The organism is Salipaludibacillus daqingensis (assembly GCF_029891575.1).
Lineage (GTDB): Bacteria > Bacillota > Bacilli > Bacillales > Salisediminibacteriaceae > Salipaludibacillus > Salipaludibacillus daqingensis.
Genome location: NZ_JARZHF010000002.1, coordinates 239669 through 265603, shown reverse-complemented (window position 1 = coordinate 265603; position 25935 = coordinate 239669). Strand labels below are relative to the sequence as shown.

Annotated in this window: 22 protein-coding genes and 1 other annotated feature; all 22 genes read left to right on the top strand. The window is 38.7% G+C overall.

From position 1 onward, the window contains the following. The first annotated feature begins 176 nt into the window (after positions 1–176). The 22 genes from QDN89_RS05375 (at position 177) to QDN89_RS05270 (ending at position 25918) form a co-directional block, all read left to right on the top strand. Complete coding sequence (locus QDN89_RS05375) at positions 177–860, top strand: YggS family pyridoxal phosphate-dependent enzyme (protein ID WP_280769068.1); 684 nt, start codon at positions 177–179, stop codon at positions 858–860. Between the two features lie 16 nt (positions 861–876). After that, positions 877–1308 (top strand): cell division protein SepF, encoded by a 432-nt coding sequence (locus QDN89_RS05370; RefSeq protein ID WP_280769067.1) that lies wholly within the window; start codon positions 877–879, stop codon positions 1306–1308. A 16-nt stretch (positions 1309–1324) separates the two neighbouring features. Next, positions 1325–1588, top strand: coding sequence for a YggT family protein (locus QDN89_RS05365; RefSeq protein ID WP_280769066.1), 264 nt, complete (start codon positions 1325–1327; stop codon positions 1586–1588). Between the two features lie 16 nt (positions 1589–1604). Further along, positions 1605–2378 (top strand): YlmH family RNA-binding protein, encoded by a 774-nt coding sequence (locus tag QDN89_RS05360; protein WP_280769065.1) that lies wholly within the window; start codon positions 1605–1607, stop codon positions 2376–2378. Between the two features lie 81 nt (positions 2379–2459). After that, on the top strand, positions 2460–2963 hold the full coding sequence (locus QDN89_RS05355) for a DivIVA domain-containing protein (RefSeq protein ID WP_280769064.1): 504 nt from the start codon (positions 2460–2462) through the stop codon (positions 2961–2963). Positions 2964–3051: 88 nt separating this feature from the next. Further along, positions 3052–3291: a binding site (T-box leader), on the top strand. A 96-nt stretch (positions 3292–3387) separates the two neighbouring features. Then, complete coding sequence (gene ileS, locus QDN89_RS05350) at positions 3388–6147, top strand: isoleucine--tRNA ligase (protein WP_280769063.1); 2760 nt, start codon at positions 3388–3390, stop codon at positions 6145–6147. A gap of 516 nt (positions 6148–6663) precedes the next feature. Next, on the top strand, positions 6664–7125 hold the full coding sequence (gene lspA / locus QDN89_RS05345; protein ID WP_280769062.1) for a signal peptidase II: 462 nt from the start codon (positions 6664–6666) through the stop codon (positions 7123–7125). Position 7126: 1 nt separating this feature from the next. After that, positions 7127–8038 (top strand): RluA family pseudouridine synthase, encoded by a 912-nt coding sequence (locus QDN89_RS05340; RefSeq protein WP_280769061.1) that lies wholly within the window; start codon positions 7127–7129, stop codon positions 8036–8038. A 224-nt stretch (positions 8039–8262) separates the two neighbouring features. Further along, positions 8263–8808, top strand: a complete 546-nt coding sequence (pyrR, locus tag QDN89_RS05335) for a bifunctional pyr operon transcriptional regulator/uracil phosphoribosyltransferase PyrR (protein ID WP_280769060.1) — start codon at positions 8263–8265, stop codon at positions 8806–8808. 140 nt (positions 8809–8948) lie between these two features. Beyond that, positions 8949–10268, top strand: a complete 1320-nt coding sequence (locus tag QDN89_RS05330) for a solute carrier family 23 protein (RefSeq protein ID WP_280769059.1) — start codon at positions 8949–8951, stop codon at positions 10266–10268. Between the two features lie 157 nt (positions 10269–10425). Then, positions 10426–11334, top strand: coding sequence for an aspartate carbamoyltransferase catalytic subunit (locus tag QDN89_RS05325; protein WP_280769058.1), 909 nt, complete (start codon positions 10426–10428; stop codon positions 11332–11334). After that, on the top strand, positions 11318–12622 hold the full coding sequence (locus tag QDN89_RS05320) for a dihydroorotase (protein ID WP_280769057.1): 1305 nt from the start codon (positions 11318–11320) through the stop codon (positions 12620–12622). Before QDN89_RS05325 ends, QDN89_RS05320 begins: the two co-directional genes overlap by 17 nt. Beyond that, entirely contained in the window at positions 12619–13716 is a 1098-nt protein-coding gene (carA, locus tag QDN89_RS05315) for a glutamine-hydrolyzing carbamoyl-phosphate synthase small subunit (protein ID WP_280769056.1), read from the top strand. The genes QDN89_RS05320 and carA overlap by 4 nt, the downstream gene beginning before the upstream one ends. Continuing rightward, entirely contained in the window at positions 13709–16921 is a 3213-nt protein-coding gene (gene carB / locus QDN89_RS05310; RefSeq protein WP_280769055.1) for a carbamoyl-phosphate synthase large subunit, read from the top strand. The genes carA and carB overlap by 8 nt, the downstream gene beginning before the upstream one ends. Next, entirely contained in the window at positions 16918–17697 is a 780-nt protein-coding gene (locus QDN89_RS05305; RefSeq protein ID WP_280769054.1) for a dihydroorotate dehydrogenase electron transfer subunit, read from the top strand. Before carB ends, QDN89_RS05305 begins: the two co-directional genes overlap by 4 nt. Continuing rightward, the gene (locus tag QDN89_RS05300) at positions 17694–18635 is read left to right on the top strand and encodes a dihydroorotate dehydrogenase (RefSeq protein ID WP_280769053.1); all 942 of its coding nucleotides are present in this window, start codon (positions 17694–17696) and stop codon (positions 18633–18635) included. Before QDN89_RS05305 ends, QDN89_RS05300 begins: the two co-directional genes overlap by 4 nt. After that, positions 18605–19318 carry an orotidine-5'-phosphate decarboxylase gene (pyrF, locus tag QDN89_RS05295; protein WP_280769052.1) on the top strand — a complete coding sequence of 238 codons (714 nt, stop codon included), beginning with the start codon at positions 18605–18607 and terminating at the stop codon, positions 19316–19318. The genes QDN89_RS05300 and pyrF overlap by 31 nt, the downstream gene beginning before the upstream one ends. Then, the gene (pyrE, locus tag QDN89_RS05290; RefSeq protein ID WP_280769051.1) at positions 19318–19941 is read left to right on the top strand and encodes an orotate phosphoribosyltransferase; all 624 of its coding nucleotides are present in this window, start codon (positions 19318–19320) and stop codon (positions 19939–19941) included. Before pyrF ends, pyrE begins: the two co-directional genes overlap by 1 nt. 381 nt (positions 19942–20322) lie before the next feature. Continuing rightward, positions 20323–20778 (top strand): MarR family winged helix-turn-helix transcriptional regulator, encoded by a 456-nt coding sequence (locus QDN89_RS05285; protein ID WP_280769050.1) that lies wholly within the window; start codon positions 20323–20325, stop codon positions 20776–20778. Between the two features lie 93 nt (positions 20779–20871). Beyond that, positions 20872–21849, top strand: coding sequence for a ring-cleaving dioxygenase (locus QDN89_RS05280; RefSeq protein ID WP_280769049.1), 978 nt, complete (start codon positions 20872–20874; stop codon positions 21847–21849). A gap of 463 nt (positions 21850–22312) precedes the next feature. Next, complete coding sequence (locus QDN89_RS05275; RefSeq protein ID WP_280769048.1) at positions 22313–24067, top strand: ABC transporter ATP-binding protein; 1755 nt, start codon at positions 22313–22315, stop codon at positions 24065–24067. A 12-nt stretch (positions 24068–24079) separates the two neighbouring features. Beyond that, positions 24080–25918, top strand: a complete 1839-nt coding sequence (locus QDN89_RS05270) for an ABC transporter ATP-binding protein (protein WP_280769047.1) — start codon at positions 24080–24082, stop codon at positions 25916–25918. The last annotated feature ends 17 nt before the right edge of the window (positions 25919–25935 follow it).

Genomic DNA, 25935 nt, shown 5'->3' with positions numbered 1-25935 from the left:
ACAAGATTTCAAACATAATCGAGATCCTTCATGGAAATCATTGCTTGATGGAGAAACTTTCTTTATACTTTAAGAGAGTCTAACGTGCATTCAAACGTGCTCGATAGCTTTAGAATAAAGAATTTACAAAATCAAACAAAAGGATCTCGATCATTTTTTCGAAAGGAGTTTGTCGATTGTCAGTTAAACATAATTTTCAAGAAGTACAAGCATCGATTGAAGCAGCATGTAATCGTGCCAATAGAAGGCCTGAAGATATACATATCGTAGCAGTGACAAAATATGTGACGATTGATAAAGCGAAAGAAGCAGTGCAAGCAGGGATCGTTCACCTTGGAGAAAATCGAACGGAAGAAGGATTGGAAAAGTGGGAAGCGATAGGTGATGATGTTTCCTGGCATTTCATCGGAAATCTTCAATCTAGGAAAGTTAAAAATATGATTCATGCATTTGATTATATACATTCATTAGATCGTCTTTCATTAGCAAAAGAGTTGAATAAACGATTAGATGAAGAGAGAAAAATAAAGTGCTTTGTTCAAGTGAATGTTACTGGCGAAGAATCAAAATCAGGAATTGAACCTCAAGAAGTCGTTTCTTTTATTGAGGAGCTTAAAAAATACCCTGCTGTTGAGGTTGTTGGTTTGATGACAATGGCCCCTTATGTAGAAAATACCGAAAGTCTTCGACCGGCTTTTAGACACTTGCGAGAGTTAAAAGAAACGGTAGAACAAAAACAATGGCTACACGCTCCTTGTCATGAGTTATCGATGGGTATGTCGAATGATTATGAAATAGCAGTAGAAGAAGGAGCAACATTTATTCGAATTGGTTCATTGCTAGTAGGTAAGGACAAATAAAAAGCGGGGTGATGTCATGACCTTGAAAAGAAAATTTAAACGTTTTTTTGAACTGGATGATGAGTATAATGAAGATGAACAAGAAGTAGAGCATGAGTTGCAAGATAGAGAAATCTCTCCTTCAGAGAATTCACAAAGAAAAGATAAAGGAAATATTGTGAGTTTAAGTAGTGTTCAAAGTCAGGCGAAAGTGATCCTGCTAGAACCTCATAGTTATGATGAAGTGCAAGAAATTGCGGATCAGTTAAAAAATCGCAAAGCCGTTGTTATTAATGTTCAAAGAATTTCAAGGGACCAAGCAAAAAGAATTGTGGATTTTCTTAGCGGAACAGTATACGCTATTGGAGGGGATATTCAAAAGCTTGGTAACAATATCTTTCTTTGCACGCCGGATAACGTGGACGTGACAGGATCGATTTCAGAAATGTTTCAAGAATCACAGCAATAAAGGAAGGTGAAAAATAGTGGGAGTAGTTGCAAATGTTATTTTACAAGCTATGCAAATTTATTGGTTTGTATGTATTATATACATCTTTATGTCATGGATTCCAAATGCTAGAGAGTCATCATTCGGACAAACAATTAGTAAAATCGTAGAACCGTTTTTTGCTCCGTTTAGGCAAATCATTCCTCCATTAGGAATGATTGATATTTCACCAATTGTAGCGTTGTTTGCTCTTCGTTTTGCAATGGATGGGGTAAGGTATTTATTTAGTCTTTTCTTATAAATAGGAAGTGTTGTTTATGTCTATCTATGAACATTTTCGTAAAGAGGAACACTCTTTTGTTGATCAAGTGTTGGACTGGAAGTCCATTGTTGAAGAAGAGTATCGTTGGAAGTTAACCGACTTTTTAGATCCTAGGCAGCAAAAAATTGTTCAACAATTAATTGGCAATCATGATGACGTTAACGTTCAGTTTTGGGGTGGTCAGGATGGAGTAGAAAGAAAAAGAGCACTGCTATATCCTGACTATATGAGTCCTGAAAAAGAAGATTTTCAAGTTGCGGCATTTGAATTACGTTACCCTAGCAAGTTTGTATCGATTGATCACCCTCAAATTTTAGGTTCATTAATGAGTATCGGAATGAAGCGTGATAAGTTTGGAGACATCCTATCAAGTGATGACCGATTTCAAATGGTGTTGTCACAAGAAGTGGCTGATTACGTGCTCGTCAATTTTCAATCCGTCGGAAAAGCAAAAGTAGAACTAAAGGCTTTATCTGAAGAAAATGTAATCAAACAAGTAAAAAATTTAGAAGAAACGTTTGTTACAGTGTCATCTATGCGATTGGACACTGTTATTTCAGAAGCTTTTCATTTATCCAGATCTAAAGTTAAACCTGCCATTGTTAATGGAAGTGTGAAAGTGAATTGGAAACTTGTTGATGACCCTTCCTTCTCACTAACACAAGGCGATGTCCTTTCTATGAGAGGTCACGGCAGATGTGAAATCATCGAAATGGAAGGCAAGACGAAAAAAGATAAACAGAGACTTGTATTAGGTTTTCCAAAATAATTTTGTGTCGTATGAAGGGATATTCCCTAAATATGTCGAAACCATGTACATACCATTAAACATTCGGAGGTGTTTTTCCATATGCCATTAACTCCATTAGATATTCATAACAAGGAGTTTACTAGAGGTTTTCGCGGCTATGATGAAGATGAAGTAAATGAATTTTTAGATCAAATTATTAAAGACTATGAAATGGTTATTCGTGAAAAGAAAGAACTTTATGACCGTGTGCAAGAATTAGAAGATAAGCTAACTCACTTCTCTAATATTGAAACGACATTAAACAAATCCATTTTAGTCGCGCAAGAAACGGCTGAGGATGTTAAACGAAATGCAGACAAAGAAGCAAAACTTATTATTAAAGAGTCTGAAAAAAATGCCGATCGAATTATCAATGAAGCTCTTGCTAAATCGAGAAAAGTTTCACTTGAAATTGAAGAGCTGAAAAAACAAGCTTCCGTTTATCGTACGCGTTTCCGCATGCTTCTTGAAGCCCAGTTGGAAATGTTAAATAACGATGATTGGGATGACTTAAGTCAAACAGCTGAAGAGCGAGAAGAAGAGGAATCCTACGAAAATATTTAACAGGTTCTTGACGTAGAAATTGAACTTATCATATACTTAAAAAACAAAATGATAGGACTAATTTCCGATCATATGGACGATAATCTATATAAAGGCGTTGAAAGGGTCAGTAAAAATAGAATGGTGACCAAAGCGAATCGATGATGGTGAGAGATCGATGTCCAACTATTTTGAATATCCCCCTGGAGCTGCATATTGAAAAAAAGAGGTTCTTTTTAGTAAACTATGCCGGTTCATGACCGATAAATCATGCTGAGTGAGTGGTTGTTTTCATTAGAAAACGATACTTATAAGGGTGGTAACGCGGGTATTCCTTCTCGTCCCTATGTGGATGAGGAGGTTTTTTTGTTTTTAACGTGGTTATATGGGTTTTATTATATAGATTTAATTTAACTTTATTTTACAAAAATCAGGAGGAATCAACATGGATTATAAAGAAACATTGTTAATGCCAAAAACAGATTTTCCGATGCGCGGGAATCTTCCCAATCGAGAACCAGACATGCAGTCGCAGTGGAATGATATTGGAATTTATGAAAAAGTACAAGAGCGAACAAAAGGTAGACCGATGTTTGTTTTACACGACGGCCCTCCTTATGCTAATGGTGACATTCATATGGGACACGCGTTAAACAAAGTGTTGAAGGATTTTATTGTTCGATATAAATCAATGAGCGGTTTCCATGCTCCTTACGTTCCAGGTTGGGATACACACGGGCTTCCAATCGAGACAGCTCTTACGAAAAAAGGAAAAGTGGATCGGAAGAAGTTATCGATCGCAGAATTCCGTCAAAAGTGTGAAGAGTATGCATTAGAACAAATCGACAGCCAACGTGAACAGTTTAAACGACTTGGCGTTCGTGGGGACTGGGATAATCCTTATGTGACATTAACTCACGGATATGAAGCGCAGCAAATTAAAGTTTTTGGAGATATGGCTAAAAAGGGTTACATCTACAAAGGGAAAAAACCAGTATATTGGTCACCTTCTTCTGAGTCTGCCTTGGCAGAAGCAGAAATCGAATATCATGATAAACGTTCTGCATCAATTTATGTAGCGTTTGATGTAACAGATGGCAATGGTGTATTAGCAGGCGATGAAAAATATGTCATTTGGACAACAACTCCTTGGACGATTCCAGCTAACCTAGCGATTGCATTGCACCCAGAGTTAACATATGTGGTAGTTAATGTGAATGGCAGTAAACTAATTGTCGCAAAAGATCTCGTTGAAGAGTTAGAGAAAGAATTGGAATGGGAAAGTTATGAAATCGAAAAAACATTTAAAGGGTCAGAGTTAGAAAAAACGAAAGCAAAACATCCTCTGTACGATAGAGAATCGCTAGTTATTCTTGGAGACCATGTGACAACAGAAGCAGGTACAGGTTGTGTTCATACGGCACCAGGACACGGGGAAGACGACTACATCGTCGGTCAAAAGTACGGTTTAGATGTATTATGTCCAGTAAATGATAAAGGTGTTTTCACAGAAGAAGCACCGATGTTTGAAGGTCTTTTCTATGATGCTGCTAATAAGCCAATCACGGAAAAGTTAGAAGAAGTTGGATCATTGTTAAAACTAAACTTCTTCACTCACTCGTACCCACATGATTGGCGCACAAAAAAACCAGTTATTTTCCGAGCAACAGCACAATGGTTTGCGTCGATCAAAGATTTCCGGGAAGATTTATTGAAAGAAGTTCAAGAAGTGGAATGGTTACCAAAGTGGGGCGAAACGAGATTGTTTAATATGGTTCGTGATCGTGGTGACTGGTGTATATCCCGTCAGCGAGCTTGGGGAGTTCCAATTCCAGTTTTTTATGGAGAGGATGAGCAACCGATCATCACCGATGAAACGATCACTCACGTGTCGAACTTGTTCCGTGAACATGGCTCAAACATCTGGTTCGAATGGGATGCGAAAGATTTGCTTCCTGAAGGATTCACTTCTGAGCAAAGTCCAAATGGAACGTTTACAAAAGAAACAGACATCATGGACGTTTGGTTCGATTCTGGTTCGTCTCACCAAGCTGTTCTAGAAGAGCGGGATGATCTCGTTCGACCAGCTGACGTTTATCTAGAAGGTTCTGACCAGTATCGTGGTTGGTTTAACTCATCATTATCTACATCTGTCGCTGTGACAGGAAAAGCTCCTTTCAAATCAGTGATTAGTCACGGGTTTACTCTTGATGGGAAAGGTAAAAAAATGAGTAAGTCGGTAGGAAATGTCGTTATTCCGAATAAAGTGATGAAGCAACTTGGAGCAGATATATTACGCCTTTGGGTTTCTTCTGTGGATTATCAAGCAGATGTGCGTGTTTCCGATGATATTTTAAAACAAGTAGCAGAAGTGTACCGAAAGATTCGTAACACGTTCCGTTTCCTGCTTGGAAATTTGCACGATTTCGATCCGAAAGCGAATGCCGTGTCATTTGATAACCTTTCAGAGGTAGATCAGTATATGATGGTAAAACTAAACGAATTAGTTCGTGATGTGAAAAAAGGGTATGAAGAGTATCAATTTGCAGCCGTTTATAACAAGGTTCATAATTTCTGCACGGTAGAATTAAGTTCCTTTTATATGGATATTGCTAAAGATACGCTTTATATTAAACATGCTGATCATCTTGGCCGTCGCCGCATTCAAACAGTGATGTATGAAACGTTATCGGCACTAGTGAAACTTGTTTCACCAATTCTTTCTCATACAGCTGATGAAGTGTGGAAGCACATTCCAGCAGTGACAGAAGACAGTGTGCAATTAACAGATATGCCTAAAACTCATGTTTATGAGGATGTATCGGAACTTTGTGAGAAGTGGGACCGATTCATGGTGTTGCGTGATGACGTGTTAAAAGGTTTAGAGGATGCACGAAATGATCAGGGTATTAAGAAAACTCTCCATGCAAATGTAACAGTATACGCAGATGGAGAAGATCGAAAGTTGCTTGAGTCCATTGAAGACTTGAATAAGTTATTCATTACTTCTGGTGCAACGATTGCTGGAAGTCTTGCGGAAGCATCTAGTGAAGCAAAGACTTATGATTCCCTAGCTGTGGCGATTAGTCGCGCAGAAGGCGAAACGTGTGAGCGTTGCTGGATAGTTTCTAAAGAACTAGGAACAAACGCAGATCATCCTGGTTTGTGTCCAGACTGCACAGATACAATTGTAAATCATTACTAAAACTAAAATGTAGTTGTTGTCGATGGTCGGTTGTCGGTGCCTTTCCTATTATGGGAAAGGTACCGATTTTACTTTTGTGGTGGAAGGAAGAAAGAGGTATTGATGCTTCCGGAGAGCATTACGTAAGCGGTAGGACGTAGAAGAGGTAGATAGTACCTTTCAGCGGCTATCAGCCGAGCGAGACGAAGTAAAAGGGATTAGGAAGCAGGTATAGTTCCCTTTCGGTAGAGGTCACACCATGTGTCTCGATCAAAGCGAATGGAGACACTCCAAAAGAAAGCGCTCATCGAATCAACTAAGTATCAAAGTCATCTTCTGAACGCAGAATAATTAGTATCACTTTTAAAATAAACCAATTATTTCAGCTAATAAAAAACTTAGTATTTCTCCATTTTAGAATAATATTGCAACCGTATGGAAATGATTAGATCATTTTTCAATTGTTTGATGACCGTGGCTGTGCTAAAATGCATAAGGGTACGTAAACGCAAACAGGTTGAATGGAGGAAGGTTGCTTTGGTATATTATTTGATAGCTCTTGCCGTTATTATTTTGGACCAATGGACAAAATGGTTGGTCGTTCAACATATGGAAATTAGAGAAAGTATTCCACTCATTGAGAACTTTCTATACTTAACATCCCATCGAAATGCTGGTGCGGCTTTTGGAATATTACAAGGACAATTGTGGTTGTTTTTTATTGCTACTGTTGTTGTGATAGGTGTTGTTACGTATTATATTCAGAAGTATACAAAAGATCAGCCTTGGTTTGGTGTTTCATTAGGGTTAGTATTGGGTGGTGCTATCGGAAATTTTATCGATCGACTATTAGAAGGTGCTGTCGTTGACTTTGTTGATGTATATATATTTTCCTATAATTTCCCGATTTTTAACGTGGCAGATTCTGCTCTCGTTGTAGGTGTTGGTATACTAATGATTCATGTATTTAAAGAAGATAAAAAACAAGGGAAGTCATAAAATGAACATACACAAATTTGTATCAGATGAACAAGGAATACGTATTGATAAATGGATTGCTGACCAAGAAAAAGATTGGTCTAGAAGCCATGTTCAACAATGGATTCAAGGAGGCCATGTAACAGTAAATGGCGAAGTAACTAAAAGTAATTATAAAGTCAAAGTAGATGATGAAGTAATCATAGACGAACCAGAAGCTCAAGAGCTCGAAGTGGAAGCAGAAGACTTAAACTTAGATATTGTATATGAAGATGCAGATGTTCTTGTTGTGAATAAACCAAGAGGAATGGTCGTTCACCCGGCACCTGGTCATCCGTCCGGCACACTGGTTAACGGATTAATGTATCATTGTGATGATTTATCAGGTATTAATGGTGTCATCCGTCCAGGAATTGTCCACCGTATCGATAAAGATACGTCTGGATTACTAATGGTTGCTAAAAATGATAAAGCTCATGAGTCGCTTGTTGATCAGTTAAGAAACAAAACGACAAAGCGTCGCTATGAAGCACTTGTATTAGGTGTTATCCCACATGATAAAGGGACGATTGATGCACCGATAGGGCGAGACGCAGACGATCGCCAAAAAATGACGGTGACAGAACATCACTCAAGAGATGCTGTGACACATTTTCAAGTTATTGAACGATTTGATAATCATACCCATGTTGCTTGTGAACTTGAAACAGGTAGAACACATCAAATTCGTGCACATATGAAATATATTGGTTTTCCAATTGTTGGAGACCCTAAGTACGGACCACGAAAAAAACACACTTTTCCAATCGAGGGTCAAGCATTGCATGCAGAGCTTTTGGGGTTTGTTCACCCGAGTACAGAAAAAGAATTGGTATTTAGAGCGCCTTTACCAGAAGATTTAAAAGAATGTTTGAAGACAGCAAAAAAGAAATAGCTATTGACATGGACATGATTGCATGACATACTAACTTGAGATGAATAAAGCACCTTTAAACGCAGTCCCGTGAGGCTGAGAAGGGTTAAAACATTGAGATAGGCGACGTCTATGCGGAGTCTGTTAATGATGATGAAATGAAACCACTTCCCTCACGGAAAACTGCGTGAGGGTTTTCTGTGTTTCACATTAGTATCTGAATGAATAGAAAGCTGGTGAGTGAGATGTCAAAAACAATTTTAGATGAACAAGCGATTCGTCGAGCACTGACGAGAATTGCACACGAGATTATTGAACGGAACAAAGGCATCTCAGATTGTATTCTCGTAGGAATTAAAACGAGGGGTGTATATATTGCTCAACGCCTTGCAGAGAGAATTGAAGAAATTGAAGGGGAAAGAGTGAAGACTGGAGAGGTTGATATTACTCTTTACCGGGATGACCTCACTCACAAAACGGAGGATGAGCAACCTGAGTTAAAAGGGACGAATATTAGTGTGGACATTGCCGATAAGAAAGTGATTTTAGTTGATGATGTTTTATACACAGGAAGAACGGTCCGTGCTGCATTGGATGCAATCATTGATCTTGGAAGACCAGCGCAAATTCAACTTGCCGTGTTGATAGATAGAGGCCACAGAGAGTTACCAATCCGGCCAGATTTTATCGGTAAAAATGTCCCCACTTCCAAATCAGAAGTCGTTGAGGCTAAATTGGCAGAAGTGGACGGAGTAGAAGAAGTTATTATAACACAAAAAACCTCCCTTTAACCCAGTCCCGTGAGGCTGAAAAGGGGTATATTCCTCCTTTATAACACAACGGCAAAAGCCTAGTTATAGAGAGACGAATAACCTCTTTCGCCTGGAAAGAGGTTTTTTGTTTGAGTAAATTACTTTAGGAGGAATATGAAATGAAACAAGAAACAGTAGGCATTCAGGAAATACCTAGATTAGACAAATGGCTTGTGTTAAGTATTCAGCATTTATTCGCTATGTTTGGCGCAACAATTTTAGTCCCTTTACTAACTGGTTTAAGTCCAGCGGTAGCACTCGTATCAAGCGGACTAGGGACACTAGCATACATCGTTGTAACGAAAGGACAAATTCCAGCATACTTAGGTTCTTCTTTCGCTTTTATTATGCCAATCATAGCAGCTATAACAATCGGAGGTCCTGAAGGTGCAATGATAGGGAGCTTTTTTGCCGGGTTACTATACGGAATTGTTGCTATGATTATTAAGTTTACCGGTGTGCAATGGCTCATGAAGTTATTACCACCGATCGTTGTTGGACCGGTTATTATGGTTATTGGTCTCGGTTTAGCTGGAGTAGCCATTGATATGGCGATGAATGACCCAGCTACAGAGGCTTACAGTGGAATCCATCTCTCTGTAGCGATGTTTACACTAATATTAACAATTATTGCATCTATCTTTTTCCGAGGATTCTTCGGTCTGATTCCTATTCTTATCGGAATCGTAGGCGGATATAGTTTTGCGGCATACCAAGGACTTGTTGATTTCACAGCAGTGAGAGAAGCCAATTGGATTCAAGCGCCAGAATTTCTTATTCCTTATGTGACGTATTCACCAAGTTTTTCATGGGAAATATTTTTTATCATCGTACCAATTGCTTTCGTAACGCTTTCTGAGCATATCGGCGATCAGATGGTCCTTAGTAAAGTAGCAGAGAAGAATTTTATTACAAAACCAGGGTTGCATCGTTCTTTGTTTGGAGATGGCTTGGCAACGGTTCTTAGCTCACTGTTAGGTGGTCCACCTAACACAACTTACGGTGAAAACATCGGGGTTGTTGCACTAACTAGGGTCTTCAGCGTGTTTGTTATCGGTGGAGCAGCCACCTTAGCAGTTATGTTTGGATTTATAGGGAAAGTATCAGCTTTGATTACAACAATTCCTACAGCAGTGATGGGTGGTGTATCCATTCTACTCTTCGGTATCATTGCTTCCAATGGATTACGCATGTTAATTGATAACCAAGTTGATATTGGTAAGAAGCGAAACTTGATTATATCCTCAGTCATCCTCGTTGTCGGGATAGGCGGAGCGTTTATCCAAGTAACAGATGTAATTGAAATCGCCGGCATGGCATTAGCGACAATCATCGGTATTTTATTAAACTTGATTTTACCTGGCCGTGACCATGTAAAAACGAGTGAGGAAATGTTTGAAGATATGAGTTCGAAAAAGAATGACGGAAATGCAGCATAGTAACATCCTTTAACGAAGTCCTGTGAGACTTCAAAGGGTGGCTTATGAAAAGAGGGGTTTGATCATTCTCTTTTCTGGCACCCTTGACTATTCAAGGGTGCCATTTTTTGTAAATACAAAAATCACCCTTACTAATTCGTTTGAAGGAGTGGATGTAATGAGACAGCTAAGAACGTTGAATGATTTAAGCATGGAAGAGATTCAGATGTTACTTAACGAGGCAGAATTAGACAGCAAAGAAACATTTGAGAAGTTACCAGGTCAGCCGATCGTAGCGAATTTGTTTTTTGAACCGAGTACTAGAACAAAATGTAGTTTCGAAATGGCTGAAAAGCAGTTGGGGATTGAAACAATATCTTTTGATGTTTCTCATTCGAGTGTTCAAAAAGGAGAAAGCCTCTACGATACAGCAAAAACGTTGGAGGCGATTGGCTGTCAAGCATTGGTAATCCGTCACCCTGATACGAAATATTATGATGAACTTAGTGGATTAACGATTCCTGTCATCAACGCAGGGGATGGAAACGGTGATCATCCAACACAATCATTATTAGATTTACTAACGATTAAACAAGAGTTTCAGCGATTTGAATCTTTACACGTTGTCATTTGTGGGGATATTCGCCACAGTCGTGTCGCACACACAAATGCAAAAATTTTAGAAAAATTAGGAGCAAAGGTGTCGTATTCTGGGCCTTTGGAATGGATGGATCCTGATCTGAAAGAATATGAATACGTCACGATGGATGAAGCAGTGGAACAAGCAGACGTTTTGATGCTTCTTAGAATTCAAACGGAACGACACGATGGTGGTGGAGGATATACGAAAGAAACGTATCACAACCAATATGGATTGACGATAGAACGAGAAAAAAATATGAAACAACATAGCATTATTATGCACCCTGCTCCTGTGAACAGAGACGTAGAACTAGCAGATGCTTTAGTTGAATGCGAACGGTCACGAATTTTTAAGCAAATGACAAATGGTGTGCATGTAAGAAAAGCTGTACTAGCTCACATCTTAAATTTCAAGGGGGAAAAAAAATATGATTACGTTTTATAAAAATGCGAGTATGTATGTGGACGGAGATCAGTTAGAAACGAGAAACCTATTAATCGATTCAGACAAGGGGAAGGTTTTGGACATTTCACCTAGTTATATAAATGAAAAAGGTGCAGATGAAGTGATTGACCTGAACAACCAACTTGTCATTCCAGGAATGGTAGATTTACACATTCACCTTCGAGAACCGGGTGGGGAGAAAAAGGAAACGATTGAAACTGGAACGATGGCTGCTGCAAGAGGCGGCTTTACTACCGTTGCTGCGATGCCGAATACTCGACCCGTACCTGATACAGTAGAAAACTTTACGATGATAAAAGAGAAAATGACTGAAAAAGGACACGTTCGCGTTTTACCTTATGCATCCATTACCATAAGACAGTTAGGCGAAACGATCACAGACATGACAGATTTGGCTAAGCATGGCGCTTTTGCCTTTACGGATGACGGTGTAGGTGTCCAACAAGCTGGGAAAATGTATGAAGCAATGAAACTAGCTTCTGAAGTAGGCCTACCTGTTGTGGCTCACTGTGAAGACAACTCCCTTTTATTTGGTGGAGCTGTACATAAAGGAGTTTTTTCTGAGAAAAGTAATATTCCTGGGATCTTATCAGTAAGTGAATCTGTTCATATTGCAAGAGACGTGCTATTAGCTGAAGCTACCGGAGCTCACTACCATGTGTGTCACGTTAGTACGAAAGAATCCGTTCGAGTGATTCGAGATGCGAAAAAAGCAGGTATCCACGTTACCGCAGAAGTGACACCGCATCATTTAATTTTATCAGAAGACGATATTCCGTCCGATGATAGTAATTATAAAATGAATCCTCCTTTAAGAGGGGAAGATGATCGTCAAGCACTAATCGAAGGATTATTAGATGGAACGTTGGATTTTATTGCGACGGATCATGCCCCACATACAGCAGAAGAAAAGCAGCAGTCCATGATCAATGCACCATACGGTATTGTTGGATTGGAAATTGCTTATCCATTGCTTTATACAAAATTAGTAAAAGAAAATATTATGACAGAAAAACAATTAATCGATTGGCTTACGGTCAAACCTGCACAAGCATTTAACTTACCTTATGGCGAGTTGAAAAAAGGGGGAGCGGCGGAATTTACCATTATCGATCGTTCAAAAACAGCGAAGGTTAATCCAGCTTCGTTTTACTCGAAAGGGAAAAATACACCATTTACAGATGTATCCCTTCAAGCTTGGCCGACAATGACAGTTTATAACGGAAAAGTAGCATGGCAAGAATCAACAGAGGGGGCAGCAAAATGAAACGACAACTGATTCTAGAAAATGGGGATAGACTTATTGGACAAGCGATAGGTAGTGAAGAAGAAAAAGCAGGCGAAGTCGTTTTTAATACAGGAATGACAGGTTATCAAGAAATTCTTTCCGACCCTTCATACTGCGGACAAATTGTTACAATGACATACCCTCTCATCGGGAACTACGGGATCAACCGTGACGATTTTGAAAGTGTTGATCCAAGCATTCATGGTTTAATTGTGAGAGAAGCAGCTGATTATCCATCTCATTTTCGTTCTCAACTTTCGATAAATGAATGGTTAAAAAAAGAAAATATTCCTGGTATACAAGGAATTGATACGCGAAAACTTACAAGGATTATCCGAGAAACAGGAACAATGAAAGGGAAAATTTGTTCGATGGACGTGGATGTGGAAGCGGTTGTGAAAGAATTACAAGCTTCTAATTCTCCAACCGATCAAGTTTCCCGAGTTTCAACGAAAAATCGATATATGAACCCAGGCGTAAAAGAACGAATCGTCCTCGTTGATTATGGAGTAAAGAAAGGTATCGTCAAAGACCTTGTTACAGAAGGTTATGAGGTTGTTGTCGTTCCTTACTCTATGACGGCAGAAGAAATCCTTATGTTGCAACCAGATGGTGTGGTGCTTAGTAACGGACCAGGTGATCCAACGTCTATTCCTCATTCTGTTGAAACAGTAAAAGGTTTGCTCGGAAAAACACCGATTTTTGGAATATGTTTAGGACATCAGTTACTAGCACTCGCTTGCGGAGCAACAACAAGAAAGATGCCGTTTGGTCATCGTGGAAGCAACCATCCAGTAAAAGACTTACAGACAGGACAAATTTCCATTACATCACAAAATCATGGATACACAGTCGACGCTGAGTCGCTTCAAGGTACAAAGCTTAAAATGACCCATATTAATGTAAATGATCAGTCTGTAGAAGGCGTGAAACATTTGGAATATTCGGCTTTTAGTGTTCAGTACCATCCAGAAGCATCGCCAGGACCTGAAGATGCAAAAGGATTATTTAAAGAATTCAAATCAATTGTAGAGAACAACCAACTAGCAACAGGAGGGAAAACACATGCCTAAACGAAATGATATCGAAAAAATTCTTGTCATCGGATCAGGCCCAATTATCATTGGACAAGCGGCAGAATTTGATTACGCGGGAACGCAAGCATGCCAAACTTTAAGAGAAGAAGGGTATGAAGTTATTTTAGTTAACTCCAATCCTGCTACGATCATGACGGATGAAACAACAGCAGATCGCGTATATATTGAACCTCTGACATTAGAGTTTGTTAGTCGAATTATTCGTCAAGAATGTCCGGACGGCATTTTAGCAACCTTAGGTGGCCAAACAGGATTAAATATGGCAGTTGAACTTTCTGAGAGTGGTATTCTCGAAGAATACAATGTGGAGTTGTTAGGAACGAGTCTTGAAGCGATTCAAAAGGCAGAGGATAGAGAAAAGTTCCGTACATTAATGAATCAATTAAATGAACCAGTTCCAGAAAGTGATATCATTCATTCTATCGAAGAAGCGGAAGCTTTTGTAAAAAGGATTGATTACCCTGTCATTGTTCGACCTGCATATACACTTGGTGGGACCGGAGGCGGGATTGTAGAAAATGACAAAGAACTACATGAGATCGTCGCAGGTGGACTTGAGGCAAGTCCTGTTCACCAGTGCCTCATTGAAAAGAGTATAGCTGGATTTAAAGAAGTGGAATATGAAGTCATGCGTGATGGGAACGACCAAGCTATAGTTGTTTGTAACATGGAAAATGTGGACCCAGTAGGTATTCATACGGGGGACTCGATTGTTGTTGCGCCTAGTCAAACGTTATCAGATCGGGAATATCAAATACTAAGAAACTCTTCTTTAAAAATTATTCGAGCGTTGCAAATAGAAGGTGGCTGTAACGTACAGTGTGCATTGGATCCTCATAGTGAGCAGTATTTCATTATCGAAGTTAATCCACGCGTGAGTCGTTCTTCTGCGCTAGCTTCTAAAGCAACAGGATATCCCATTGCAAAACTATCAGCAAAAATTGCCGTTGGATACCACTTAGATGAGTGTATCAATCCCGTGACAAAAACAACGTACGCTAGTTTTGAACCAGCGTTAGATTATATTGTGACAAAGATTCCTCGTTGGCCATTTGATAAATTTGATGCAGCCAATCGAAAATTAGGAACACAAATGAAAGCAACAGGGGAAGTCATGGCAATCGGAAGGACGTTCCCAGAATCATTGTTGAAAGCGATTCGTTCAACAGAAGTAGATTTATCCCATCTTCAGCATCCGAACAAGTCAGGTTTCTCTAAGGAAGAATTACAAAAACATATGGAATATGCTGATGATGAGCGAATCCTTTATGTCGCTGAAGCGTTTCGACTTGGTTTTTCAATCGAAGAACTTCATGCATTAACCCAAATTGATGCGTATTTCTTGTACCATATCGAAAAAGTGATTCAGTTTGAAAGTGTCTTAAAAGAAAGTGGCCTCGATTACGATACAATGTACCAAGCGAAGCGAATGGGGTTCTCCAACGAGACATTAGCCGAACTTTGCAACGTTACTTTGATGGATATAGAGGTATTCTTAAAAGAACAAAAGATCACGCCAGTTTTCAAAATGGTTGATACGTGTGCAGCCGAGTTTGCGTCTGAGACACCCTATTATTATGGAACTTATGAAGAAGAGGAAGAGTCCATTATCACACCGAAGCCGTCGGTTCTCGTTTTAGGATCAGGACCGATTCGAATCGGTCAAGGGATTGAGTTTGATTATGCGACGGTCCATACAGTCAAGGCGATCCAAGAAACAGGGTATGAAGCGATTATTATTAATAACAATCCGGAAACCGTGTCTACCGATTACGAAATATCCGATAAGCTTTATTTCGAACCTTTAACGGTTGAAGACGTGATGCATGTCGTTGATCATGAAAAACCAGAAGGAGTTATCGTGCAATTTGGTGGACAGACAGCATTGAACTTAGCAGGAGATTTAGCAAATCGTGGAGTGAAAATCCTTGGTACAAGTTTAGAAGAAATGGATGCTGCGGAAAATCGCGATAAATTCGAACAAAAAATGATGGCCTTAGATATCCGTCAACCACTAGGAAAAACAGCGACGTCCGTTGACGAAGCATTAGTCATTGCAGAGAGAATAGGTTTTCCAGTACTCGTGAGACCATCGTATGTGTTAGGTGGACGAGCAATGGAAATTACGTATAATAAAGAAGATTTACTAAGATATATGGAACGAGCAGTAAAAGTGAACGAAAAACATCCAGTACTCATCGACCGTTATTTAACTGGAAAAGAGATTGAAGTAGATGCGATCTCTGATGGAGAAACAGTCGTCATTCCAGGGATTATGGAGCATATCGAGCGAGCCGGAGTTCACTCAGGAGATTCGATTGCAGTTTATCCTACGCAAAATATTTCAGCACAATTAAAGCAACAAATCATTGACTTTACGGTCCGTTTGGCGAAAGGATTTCATATTAAAGGCTTAATGAATATTCAGTTTGTCATTCATAAAGACGAAGTATACGTCATTGAAGTCAACCCACGTTCAAGCAGAACTGTACCATTTTTAAGTAAAATTACGGAAGTAAACATGGCCAATATTGCAACGAAAGCAATTTTAGGTACTTCCCTTGAATCACAAGGATTTAAAACCGGTTGTTTGCCAGAACCAGACCTTGTCTCCGTAAAGGTTCCTGTGTTCTCGTTTGCAAAACTAAGAAGTGTCGATATTACGTTAGGACCCGAAATGAAATCAACAGGCGAAGTAATGGGAAGAGATTATTCGTTGGAAAAAGCACTTTACAAAGGTTTGATTGCTTCAGGCATGAAGATTCCAACCCATGGCTCTGTTTTATTTACGCTAGCAGATAAAGATAAAGAAGAAGCGATGGTGCTTGCGAGACGTTTCCATCGAATTGGGTATCATTTATTAGCTACAGAAGGAACGGCAGACAGAATAAGAGAAGAGGGCATCCCTGTCACAGTCATCTCAAAAATTGGTGGCGATTCTCCAGATATGCTGGATGTGATCAAAGAAGGAAAAGCTCAGTTTATTGTGAACACATTAACCAAAGGGAAGCAACCAGCGCGTGATGGATTCCGAATTCGAAGAGAAGCGGTGGAACATGGAATTGTTTGTTTGACATCGATGGATACAGCAGAAGCATTGTTAAAAGTCTTAGAACTATTTACATTTTCATCGGAACCGATGGGACAAGCAGGGAAACCAAAAAAGGAAGTGTTCGTATGATCGTAGAAAATTTGACTGTGACAGCTCAAGAGCAGTTAACTTCTAACGTTTTCAAAATGAAACTAACAGGAGATTCGGTCGCTGAGATGACCGATCCTGGTCAGTTTGTTCATATGAAAGTTTCCAATGGCATTGATCCTCTGTTACGCCGTCCGATTAGTATTTGTGATGTTGATTTAAATGCAAAAGAGTTAACGATTATTTATCGCGTAGAAGGAAAAGGAACAAAAATATTATCAGAACGAAACGACAAAGAAACTATCAATGTTCTAGGGCCTTTAGGAAATGGCTTTCCAACGGATCATTTACATGAAGGTGACGTAGCGCTTTTAGTTGGTGGAGGCGTCGGCGTTCCGCCACTTTATTATTTAGCGAAAAAACTTGTTGAAAAAGGTGTCCGTTTGAAAGTGATACTTGGTTTTCGAACAGCGAATGACGTTTTTTTAGAAGAAGAATTTAATGAAATAGCAGACGTGACAGTCACAACAGAAGACGGTTCAAAAGGCATAAAAGGTTATGTTACCGATGCGATAATGCAAATAGAGGAAGTTTATCAATCGTATTTTACTTGTGGACCGACACCGATGCTTCGTGCGGTGCAACAAACGGCAAAATCAGACGGGTTTGTTTCTTTAGAAGAACGGATGGGATGCGGCGTTGGAGCTTGTTTAGCTTGTGTTTGCGACGTGGCAGAAGAGTATATCGCTGACGGAAGAAAGTACCGAAAAGCATGTAGCGACGGTCCGGTGTTTCGTGCAGGGGAGGTATTGATATGAGTCAATTACGAGTAGAATTACCAGGATTATCTATGAAAAATCCGGTCATGCCTGCCTCAGGTTGTTTTGGATTCGGGCAGGAATACGGTCGGTTTTATGATTTAAATCAACTTGGAGGAATCACCGTCAAAGCGGTAACGACAGAAGAGCGTCCAGGAAACCCCACACCACGAGTGGCAGAAGTAGATGGAGGTATGCTCAATGCAATTGGGCTACAAAATCCAGGATTAGAACATGTCACTCAGCATGAGCTTCCTTGGTTAGAAAAATATGATATACCTGTGATGGTTAACGTTGCAGGTTTCGTAATGGAAGACTATATTCACGTTTCAAAACACCTGTCGAAAGTGAAGAATGTGTCAGCGATTGAATTAAATATTTCTTGCCCTAATGTCAAAGTTGGTGGAATTCAGTTTGGAAGTGATCCAGAAGTAGCGGCAGAACTAACTAGAAGAGTCAAAGAAGTCGCGACTGTCCCGGTCTATGTGAAACTATCTCCAAATGTCACGAACATTGTTGATATGGCAAAAGCCGTTGAATCAGCGGGAGCAGACGGGTTAAGTATGATCAACACGTTAGTTGGCATGAAGATTGATGTTAAAACTGGGAAACCAGTCATTGCTAATAAAACAGGAGGCTTATCAGGACCTGCGATTAAACCAGTGGCAATCCGGATGATTCATGATGTGAGCCAAGCGGTGAAGATTCCAATTATCGGTATGGGTGGCATTCATACAGCAGACGATATTCTCGAATTTTTTATGGCAGGAGCCTCAGCAGTTGCGGTTGGAACAGCAAACTTTGTTGATCCTTTTGCTTGTCCTAATTTGATAAGCGACCTGGAAGTAAGAATGAATGAGTTAGGAATCGAAGACATCAATGACATCGTTGGAAGGAGCTGGGGGAAATGCAACGACGTCCTCTCATCGTCGCGTTAGATTTTGCAACAAAGCAAGAAGTGATCACTTTTCTTTCAGCATTCCGAAACGAAAAGTTATTTGTAAAAGTTGGTATGGAATTATTTTACCGAGAAGGACCTCGTTTTGTTTATGAACTGAAAGAACAAGGTCATGATATCTTTCTAGATTTAAAACTTCACGACATCCCAACGACTGTTAAGCGGGCAATGAAGCAGTTAGCTAACTTAGAAGTCGACTTGGTTAATGTCCATGCATTAGGTGGTGTGGACATGATGAAGGCGGCCAAGGAAGGGCTTGATTTAGGAACGGCAATGGGGAAAAAAGCTCCATCATGCATTGCGGTAACCCAATTAACAAGCACGAGCTCTGAAATGTTAGCAAACGAATTAGCTATTCCAGCTTCGTTGGATGACCATGTGATTCACTTGTGTGACCAAGTTAAAAAAGCTGACTTGGCAGGCGTTGTTTGTTCTGCATTGGAAGTTCCAAAAATTCAGGACTCATTCTCATCTTCATTTTTAACCGTGACGCCAGGTATTCGGCGTCTTGAAGATGCAGCAAATGACCAATCACGAGTGGTCACCCCTGGAAAGGCAAAAGAATTAGGAAGTACAGCAATCGTTGTAGGAAGAGGAATCACAAGAGCAACTGAACCGATATACGCTTATGAACAATACGTAAAAGAGTGGAGGAATACGTGATGCAAAAAGAAGTAGCAGATTTGTTATTATCGATTGAGGCAGTGACATTAAGCCCCGATAAGCCGTTTACATGGAGTTCAGGAATCAAATCACCCATTTATTGTGATAATCGTTTGATCATGTCTTTCCCAGAGCAACGTCGAAAATTTATCAATTATTTTGTACAGTACATAAAAGAACATTTCCCAGATGTTGACGTTTTAGCCGGGACGGCAACAGCTGGAATTCCCCATGCAGCATGGATTGCCGACCATATGGAATTACCGATGATTTATGTTCGATCTTCTTCTAAAGACCATGGCAAGCAAAACAAAATAGAAGGTTTGCTTGAAGAAGGAAAAAAGGTACTTGTTATAGAAGATCTTATTTCTACTGGAGGTTCTTCGATCGAAGCCGGAAAAGCAGTTGAGGCATCTGGAGGAAATGTGATTGGAATTTGTTCGATTTTTACTTATGAATTACCGTTAGCAGACGAAGCAGAGCGTTCGGTAGGTTATCCATTAAAATCTTTAACAACGTATTCTATCTTGTTAGACCGTGCAGTAGAGCAAAAGGTGATTGAACATAGTGACTTGTCTCTTTTACAAAAATGGCGTATGAATCCAGCAGGATGGCTTTCTTAAATATAAGGTGCTGCTAATTAAAGAGAAAAATAGCTCACGTTTAGAATTTATTACGATAGACAAAAGGTTAGAGAAGACGTGGTTACATTGTCTCCTTTAACCTTTTTTGTTGAAAGGGAATCTCGCCTAGTAATCATGGAAGTTTGGTAAATTCCCTTCTGGTATCCGTGAAGTTGGAACGCGAATACGAAGAGAAATTAACGCAAAGCAATATGCTTGTAAAACAAAATGTATCGTTTAGTATGAATGAGCTAGTGATCACACAAAGGAGGTGTTTTCAGAAAAAGGTAATAATTGAAAGTATCTGGGGTTGACAATGCAAAACAACTTAGTATACAATTATCTCGAATTCGAGATATATTTTCTAAAGGAATGATAAAAATGGCTAATGAAGAAAATAGCAAGGAAAATGAAGAACTTTCGTTAAAATTATTTGTTGTTATGTCTCGCGCTTTGCAATCAATAAAAAAACGTGTAGAGGAAGATATAAAAAGGTATGGCCTAAACCCTACAGAATTTGCGGTGCTTGAATTAATTTATAGCAAAGGAGAGCAACCGATACAAAAAATAGGAGATCAAGTGTTGATTGCAAGTAGCAGCATTACGTATGTGGTTGACAAGTTAGAAAAGAAAGAATTATTAAAGAGAAAACCTTGTCCAAAAGATCGTCGGATTACTCATGCTTATATTACAACGAAAGGATCGGAATTAATGGCAGATATTTTCCCTGAACATAAACAAGCAATTAATGAAATTTTTGCAGGATTAGATGCCAGTGAAAAAGATTTTATGATCCATCAATTAAAAAAACTAGGATATTATGCTCAAGAATTGTAAAATTATAATTAATATCTCGAATTAATAATAAACGACTTCAAGATAATAAATAAAATAAACGAGCATGTCGATGCTCATATGGAGGAATAAACAATGAATGAATTAAAAGGGATTCACCACGTAACAGCGATTACAAGTAGTGCAGAAAAAAACTATGAATTTTTCACATACGTTCTAGGTATGCGTTTAGTCAAAAAAACAGTGAACCAAGATGACATTCAAACGTACCACTTATTTTTTGCAGATGACAAAGGAAATGCAGGGACAGACATGACTTTTTTTGACTTTCCTGGTATTCCTAAAGGGAACCATGGAACGAATGAAATTTCCAAAACATCGTTTCGTGTCCCAAATGATGAAGCGTTAGATTATTGGGTAAGAAGGTTTGACCGACTAAATATTAAACATGATGGAATAAACGAACAGTTTGGGAAAAATACACTCCCATTTGTCGATTTTGATGATCAACAATATCAACTTATTTCTGATGAATATAACGAAGGGGTAGAGTCTGGAGTTCCTTGGCAAGATGGGCCTGTCCCTCTAAAATATGCGATTACTGGATTAGGTCCAATATTTATAAGAATTTCTGAATTCAAACATTTCAAAGAAGTGTTAGAAAAAGTGTTATTATTTAATGAAATCGATAACGATGGATCTTATCATTTATTTGAAACTGGTGAAGGTGGGAACGGCGCACAGGTGGTCGTAGAGCATAATGTGGTTCTTCCCCCCTCACAACAAGGTTTTGGTACAGTGCACCATGTGGCCTTCCGTATTAATGATCGTGCTGAATTAGACGCATGGGATGATCGTTTACGAGGGTTTGGTTTCCAAACGTCCGGTTTCGTAGATCGTTTTTTCTTTAAATCGTTGTATGCGAGAGTTGCCCCTCAAATTTTATTTGAATTTGCAACTGATGGTCCAGGTTTTATGGGGGATGAACCTTATGAAACGCTAGGGGAAAAGCTTTCATTGCCTCCATTTTTAGAACCTAAAAGAGAACAGATTGAAGAAATGGTGCGACCAATTGATACCGTTAGAAGTACGATTAATTTTACTAAAGAATAAAAAATCAATTATGTAAATGAAAAACCTTGTTGATTTACTATTGAATGGAGTTAGATTAGAATGTACGTATCGACTTCTCACTCCAGCGACCTACGTGAAATGTGGCTGGAGTTTTTCTTTTCTTCATCCCCTTTTTTGAGAACCGTTTCATTAGGAATCTAATTGTTCTTTCCTCGTTAGTGTTTATACACCTTCCAAAAAATCATTTGAATTTAAATTACTTTATTTTACATATTTCTTGTATTTCGAGGAATCAGACGCAAAATCATGTAATTGTAACTAAACTTCAAGTAAGGTTTCGGAAAACATGAATATTCAGCAAATTTGCACATATTTGACTACGAGAAGAAATAGAAATTTATTTCGGAAACCGATATATTAGATCTATTGCTTTGAAAAATGAGGATGAATTGTCAGAAAGTTTGTTTTTTCATTCACTGCATGAATTAGAGGAGGTGGAAATGTGGACACTTTTAAACGTCTAAAAATGTTTTATTGGCCTTATAAAAGGTATTTCTTTTTGTCCATTATATTTTTATTAGCTGTAACAGGGTTTACAGTAGCTTATCCAGTAATTTTACAAATAACGATTGACCATGTTGTGTTGGGAGAGAATTTCAATCTTGTCCCATACGTAGCGATTGGTTTTTTACTCATTACGTTATTTAAAGCTGTAGCTGTCTATTTCCATCAATATTTAGGGGATTTATTTGGAATCCAATCGGTCTATGAGCTTCGAAATGCATTGTACCAGAAACTGCAATTTTTGCCATTTCGATATTATGATAATGCAAGAACTGGAGATCTTATGTCGAGACTTACAGCTGATGTAGAAGGATTCCGCTTTTTCTTATCGTTCGGTTTCGCGCAATTAATTAACTTGACGATGTTAATTGGATTAAGCATGGGAATTATGTTTTATTACAGTCCTTCTTTAGCCGTTGTTACTCTTGCAGCAATGCCCTTTTTAATTGTTACTGTTTATCAATTTGATAAAAAGGTACACCCAGCTTTTACAAGTATTCGAAAGTCGTTTGCAGGGATGACGACAAAAGTGCAAGAGAATATTAGTGGTATGACAACCGTAAAATCGTTATCAAAAGAAGGCTTTGAAATGGGCCGATTCGATGCTAAAAACACCGATTACAAAGATAAGTTCATTCACACTTCTAACATCTGGTCACGATATTTTCCATTTATGGAATTGATAGGCCATATTTGTGTCGTTGTCCTTTTAGGATACGGTGGTTGGTTAGTGATCAATGACTCCATTCAACCGGGGGTATTAGTAGCTTTTTTCAGTTTGATTTGGTTTATTATTAATCCATTAATGAACCTTGGTTTTATCGTTAATACTTTTTCACAGTCGAAAGCATCAGGGGAAAGAATTTTGCAAGTACTCGATGAACGTGAAGATATTTTTGACGAACCAGGATCTCTAGAGAAAGATCATTTAGAAGGACACGTCGTGTTTGAAAATGTCAGCCATAGTTACGATGAAGAGGAAGATTTAGCACTTAAAAATATTTCGTTTGAAGCAAAACCAGGGAAAACAATAGGATTAATTGGCGCTACTGGATCTGGAAAAACGTCCATTACTCAGTTGATTTCTCGTTTTTATGAACCAGAGCGAGGGAGAATAACCATTGACGGAAAATCTATCACGGATTATACGTTGAAAACAATTCGAAAAAATACGGGCGTCGTTTTGCAAGAATCATTTCTTTTCTCCTCTTCGGTAAAAGATAATATTTCTTACGGTGCTCCTGAAGCAACGATGGAGCAAATCATTGACGCTGCTAAGCGCGCCGATGCACATTCATTTATTATGGATTTACCGAATGGGTACGATACAGTTTTAGGGGAGCGTGGTGGTGGTCTTTCTGGTGGACAAAAACAAAGGATTGCGATTGCGAGAGCGATTTGTATCGACCCGAGTATTCTCATTCTTGATGATGCTACAAGTGCGGTTGATATGGAAACGGAAGCGAAAATACAAGCCGCTTTTAGAGAAGTGATGAAAGGTCGTACGACATTTATTATTGCTCATCGTATTTCGTCGTTAATGCATGCTGATGAGATTATCGTTATGAGTGAAGGAGAAATTGTGGAGCAAGGAACACATGACGAACTTCTTCAAAACAATGAGGGGCAATATCGCAGAATCTATGAACTTCAATTTAAAGATCGAAACCAATTTCTAGAAGAAGCGAAATAGGAGGTGGAACCGATGGAAAAACAAGGAATGAATGAAGAAGAGCAAACAAAATCGAGAACATTAAAACGGTTCCACTATTCTATGGATCAAGCAATTGAGAAGCCATTTAATTGGATGCAGATGACTCGATTATTTAGATATATGAAACCATACGCAAAAAATATTTTGCCGATTGCTATTCTCGGAATGTTATTATCAACGGCAGTAAGGTTACTCGTACCTATTTTAATTGGTAGTTATGCATTAGATCATATTATTGAAACAGGGGAATTCAGTTTTCTAATGATGATGGTTCTTATTATTACAGGACTTTACGTCGTTTCTTGGATAGGAAACACGCTCCGAATAAGGTTTATGAATAAACTAGGTCAGCTCGTTATTTTCGATTTACGGAAAGGGTTGTTTAATCATATCCAACGTCTTTCCCATCGATTTTTTGATCAACGATCAGCTGGTTCGATCCTCGTCAGAATCACTAATGACGTTAATAGTTTACAAGATTTGTTTACAAATGGTGTCATCAATTTATTAATGGACGTCATCATGCTTGTCGGAATCATTGTGCTGTTGTTTTTCATCAGCCCTGAACTGACGTTGGCAATTATGATTGTACTTCCGTTGATGTTTTTTATCTCAACAAAACTTCGAAGAAACATTCGTCGCTCATGGCAAGATGTTCGTATTAAACAATCAATGATAAACTCTCATTTAAACGAAAGCATTCAAGGAATTCGTGTTACGCAGTCTTATACGCAAGAAAAAGAGAATATTGGGTTTTTTAATCAAATGAATGAAATGAATTTTGAATCTTGGAGAAATGCAACGCAGAAAAGCGCAATGTTCCGACCTCTAGTTGAAATGAGTGGTGCTATTGGAACAGCGATTCTTCTTTGGTATGGTGTTTATTTAATTCAAGTAGATGCGCTTTCCATAGGTAATTTCTTCGCATTCTCATTATATATTGGAATGTTTTGGGAACCAATTTCTCGTTTAGGTCAAGTTTATAACCAACTATTAGTAGGGATGGCTTCGTCGGAACGAATTTTTGAATTTCTTGACGAACAACCATCGGTACCTGAAAAACAAGGAGCTAAGAAACTTGACGAGGTATATGGCCATATTCAATTTGAAAATGTCGAATTTGCGTACGATAGTGACAGAAAAGCCTTAAATCAAATTGATTTGGAAATGAAAGCAGGTCAAACTGTAGCCCTCGTTGGGCACACAGGAAGTGGTAAAACGACGATTGTCAATTTGATTAGTCGCTTTTACGATCCAACAAAAGGCAGGGTACTTCTTGATGGGAACGATTTAAGAGACATTCGTTTAGACAGCTTAAGAGAAAAAGTAAGCATTGTTCTTCAAGATACATTTATTTTTTCAGGTACAATCATGGATAATATTCGATTTGGTCGACCAGATGCTAGTGAGGAAGAAATTATTGAAGCAGCGAAAACGGTTGGCGCGGATAAGTTTATTTCACAGCTAAACAATGGGTACGAGACGGAAGTAGAAGAGCGAGGAAATGTTTTATCTGTTGGGGAAAGACAGCTTATTTCCTTTGCTAGAGCTTTATTAGCAGATCCTAAAATATTAATTTTAGATGAAGCTACAGCATCTATTGATACAGAAACAGAACAATTAATCCAACGTGCGCTGAAAAAGCTACTTCATGGTAGAACTGCAATTATGATTGCTCACCGTCTTTCTACGATACGTGAAGCAGATAATATTATTGTATTAGAGCAAGGAAATATTTTAGAACAAGGTGATCATCAAGAATTAATGGATCAAAAAGGAGAATACTTTAATCTCGTCAAATCACAATTCAAAGTTTTGAAAACGAGTTAAAACAAAGGCAGCACCTT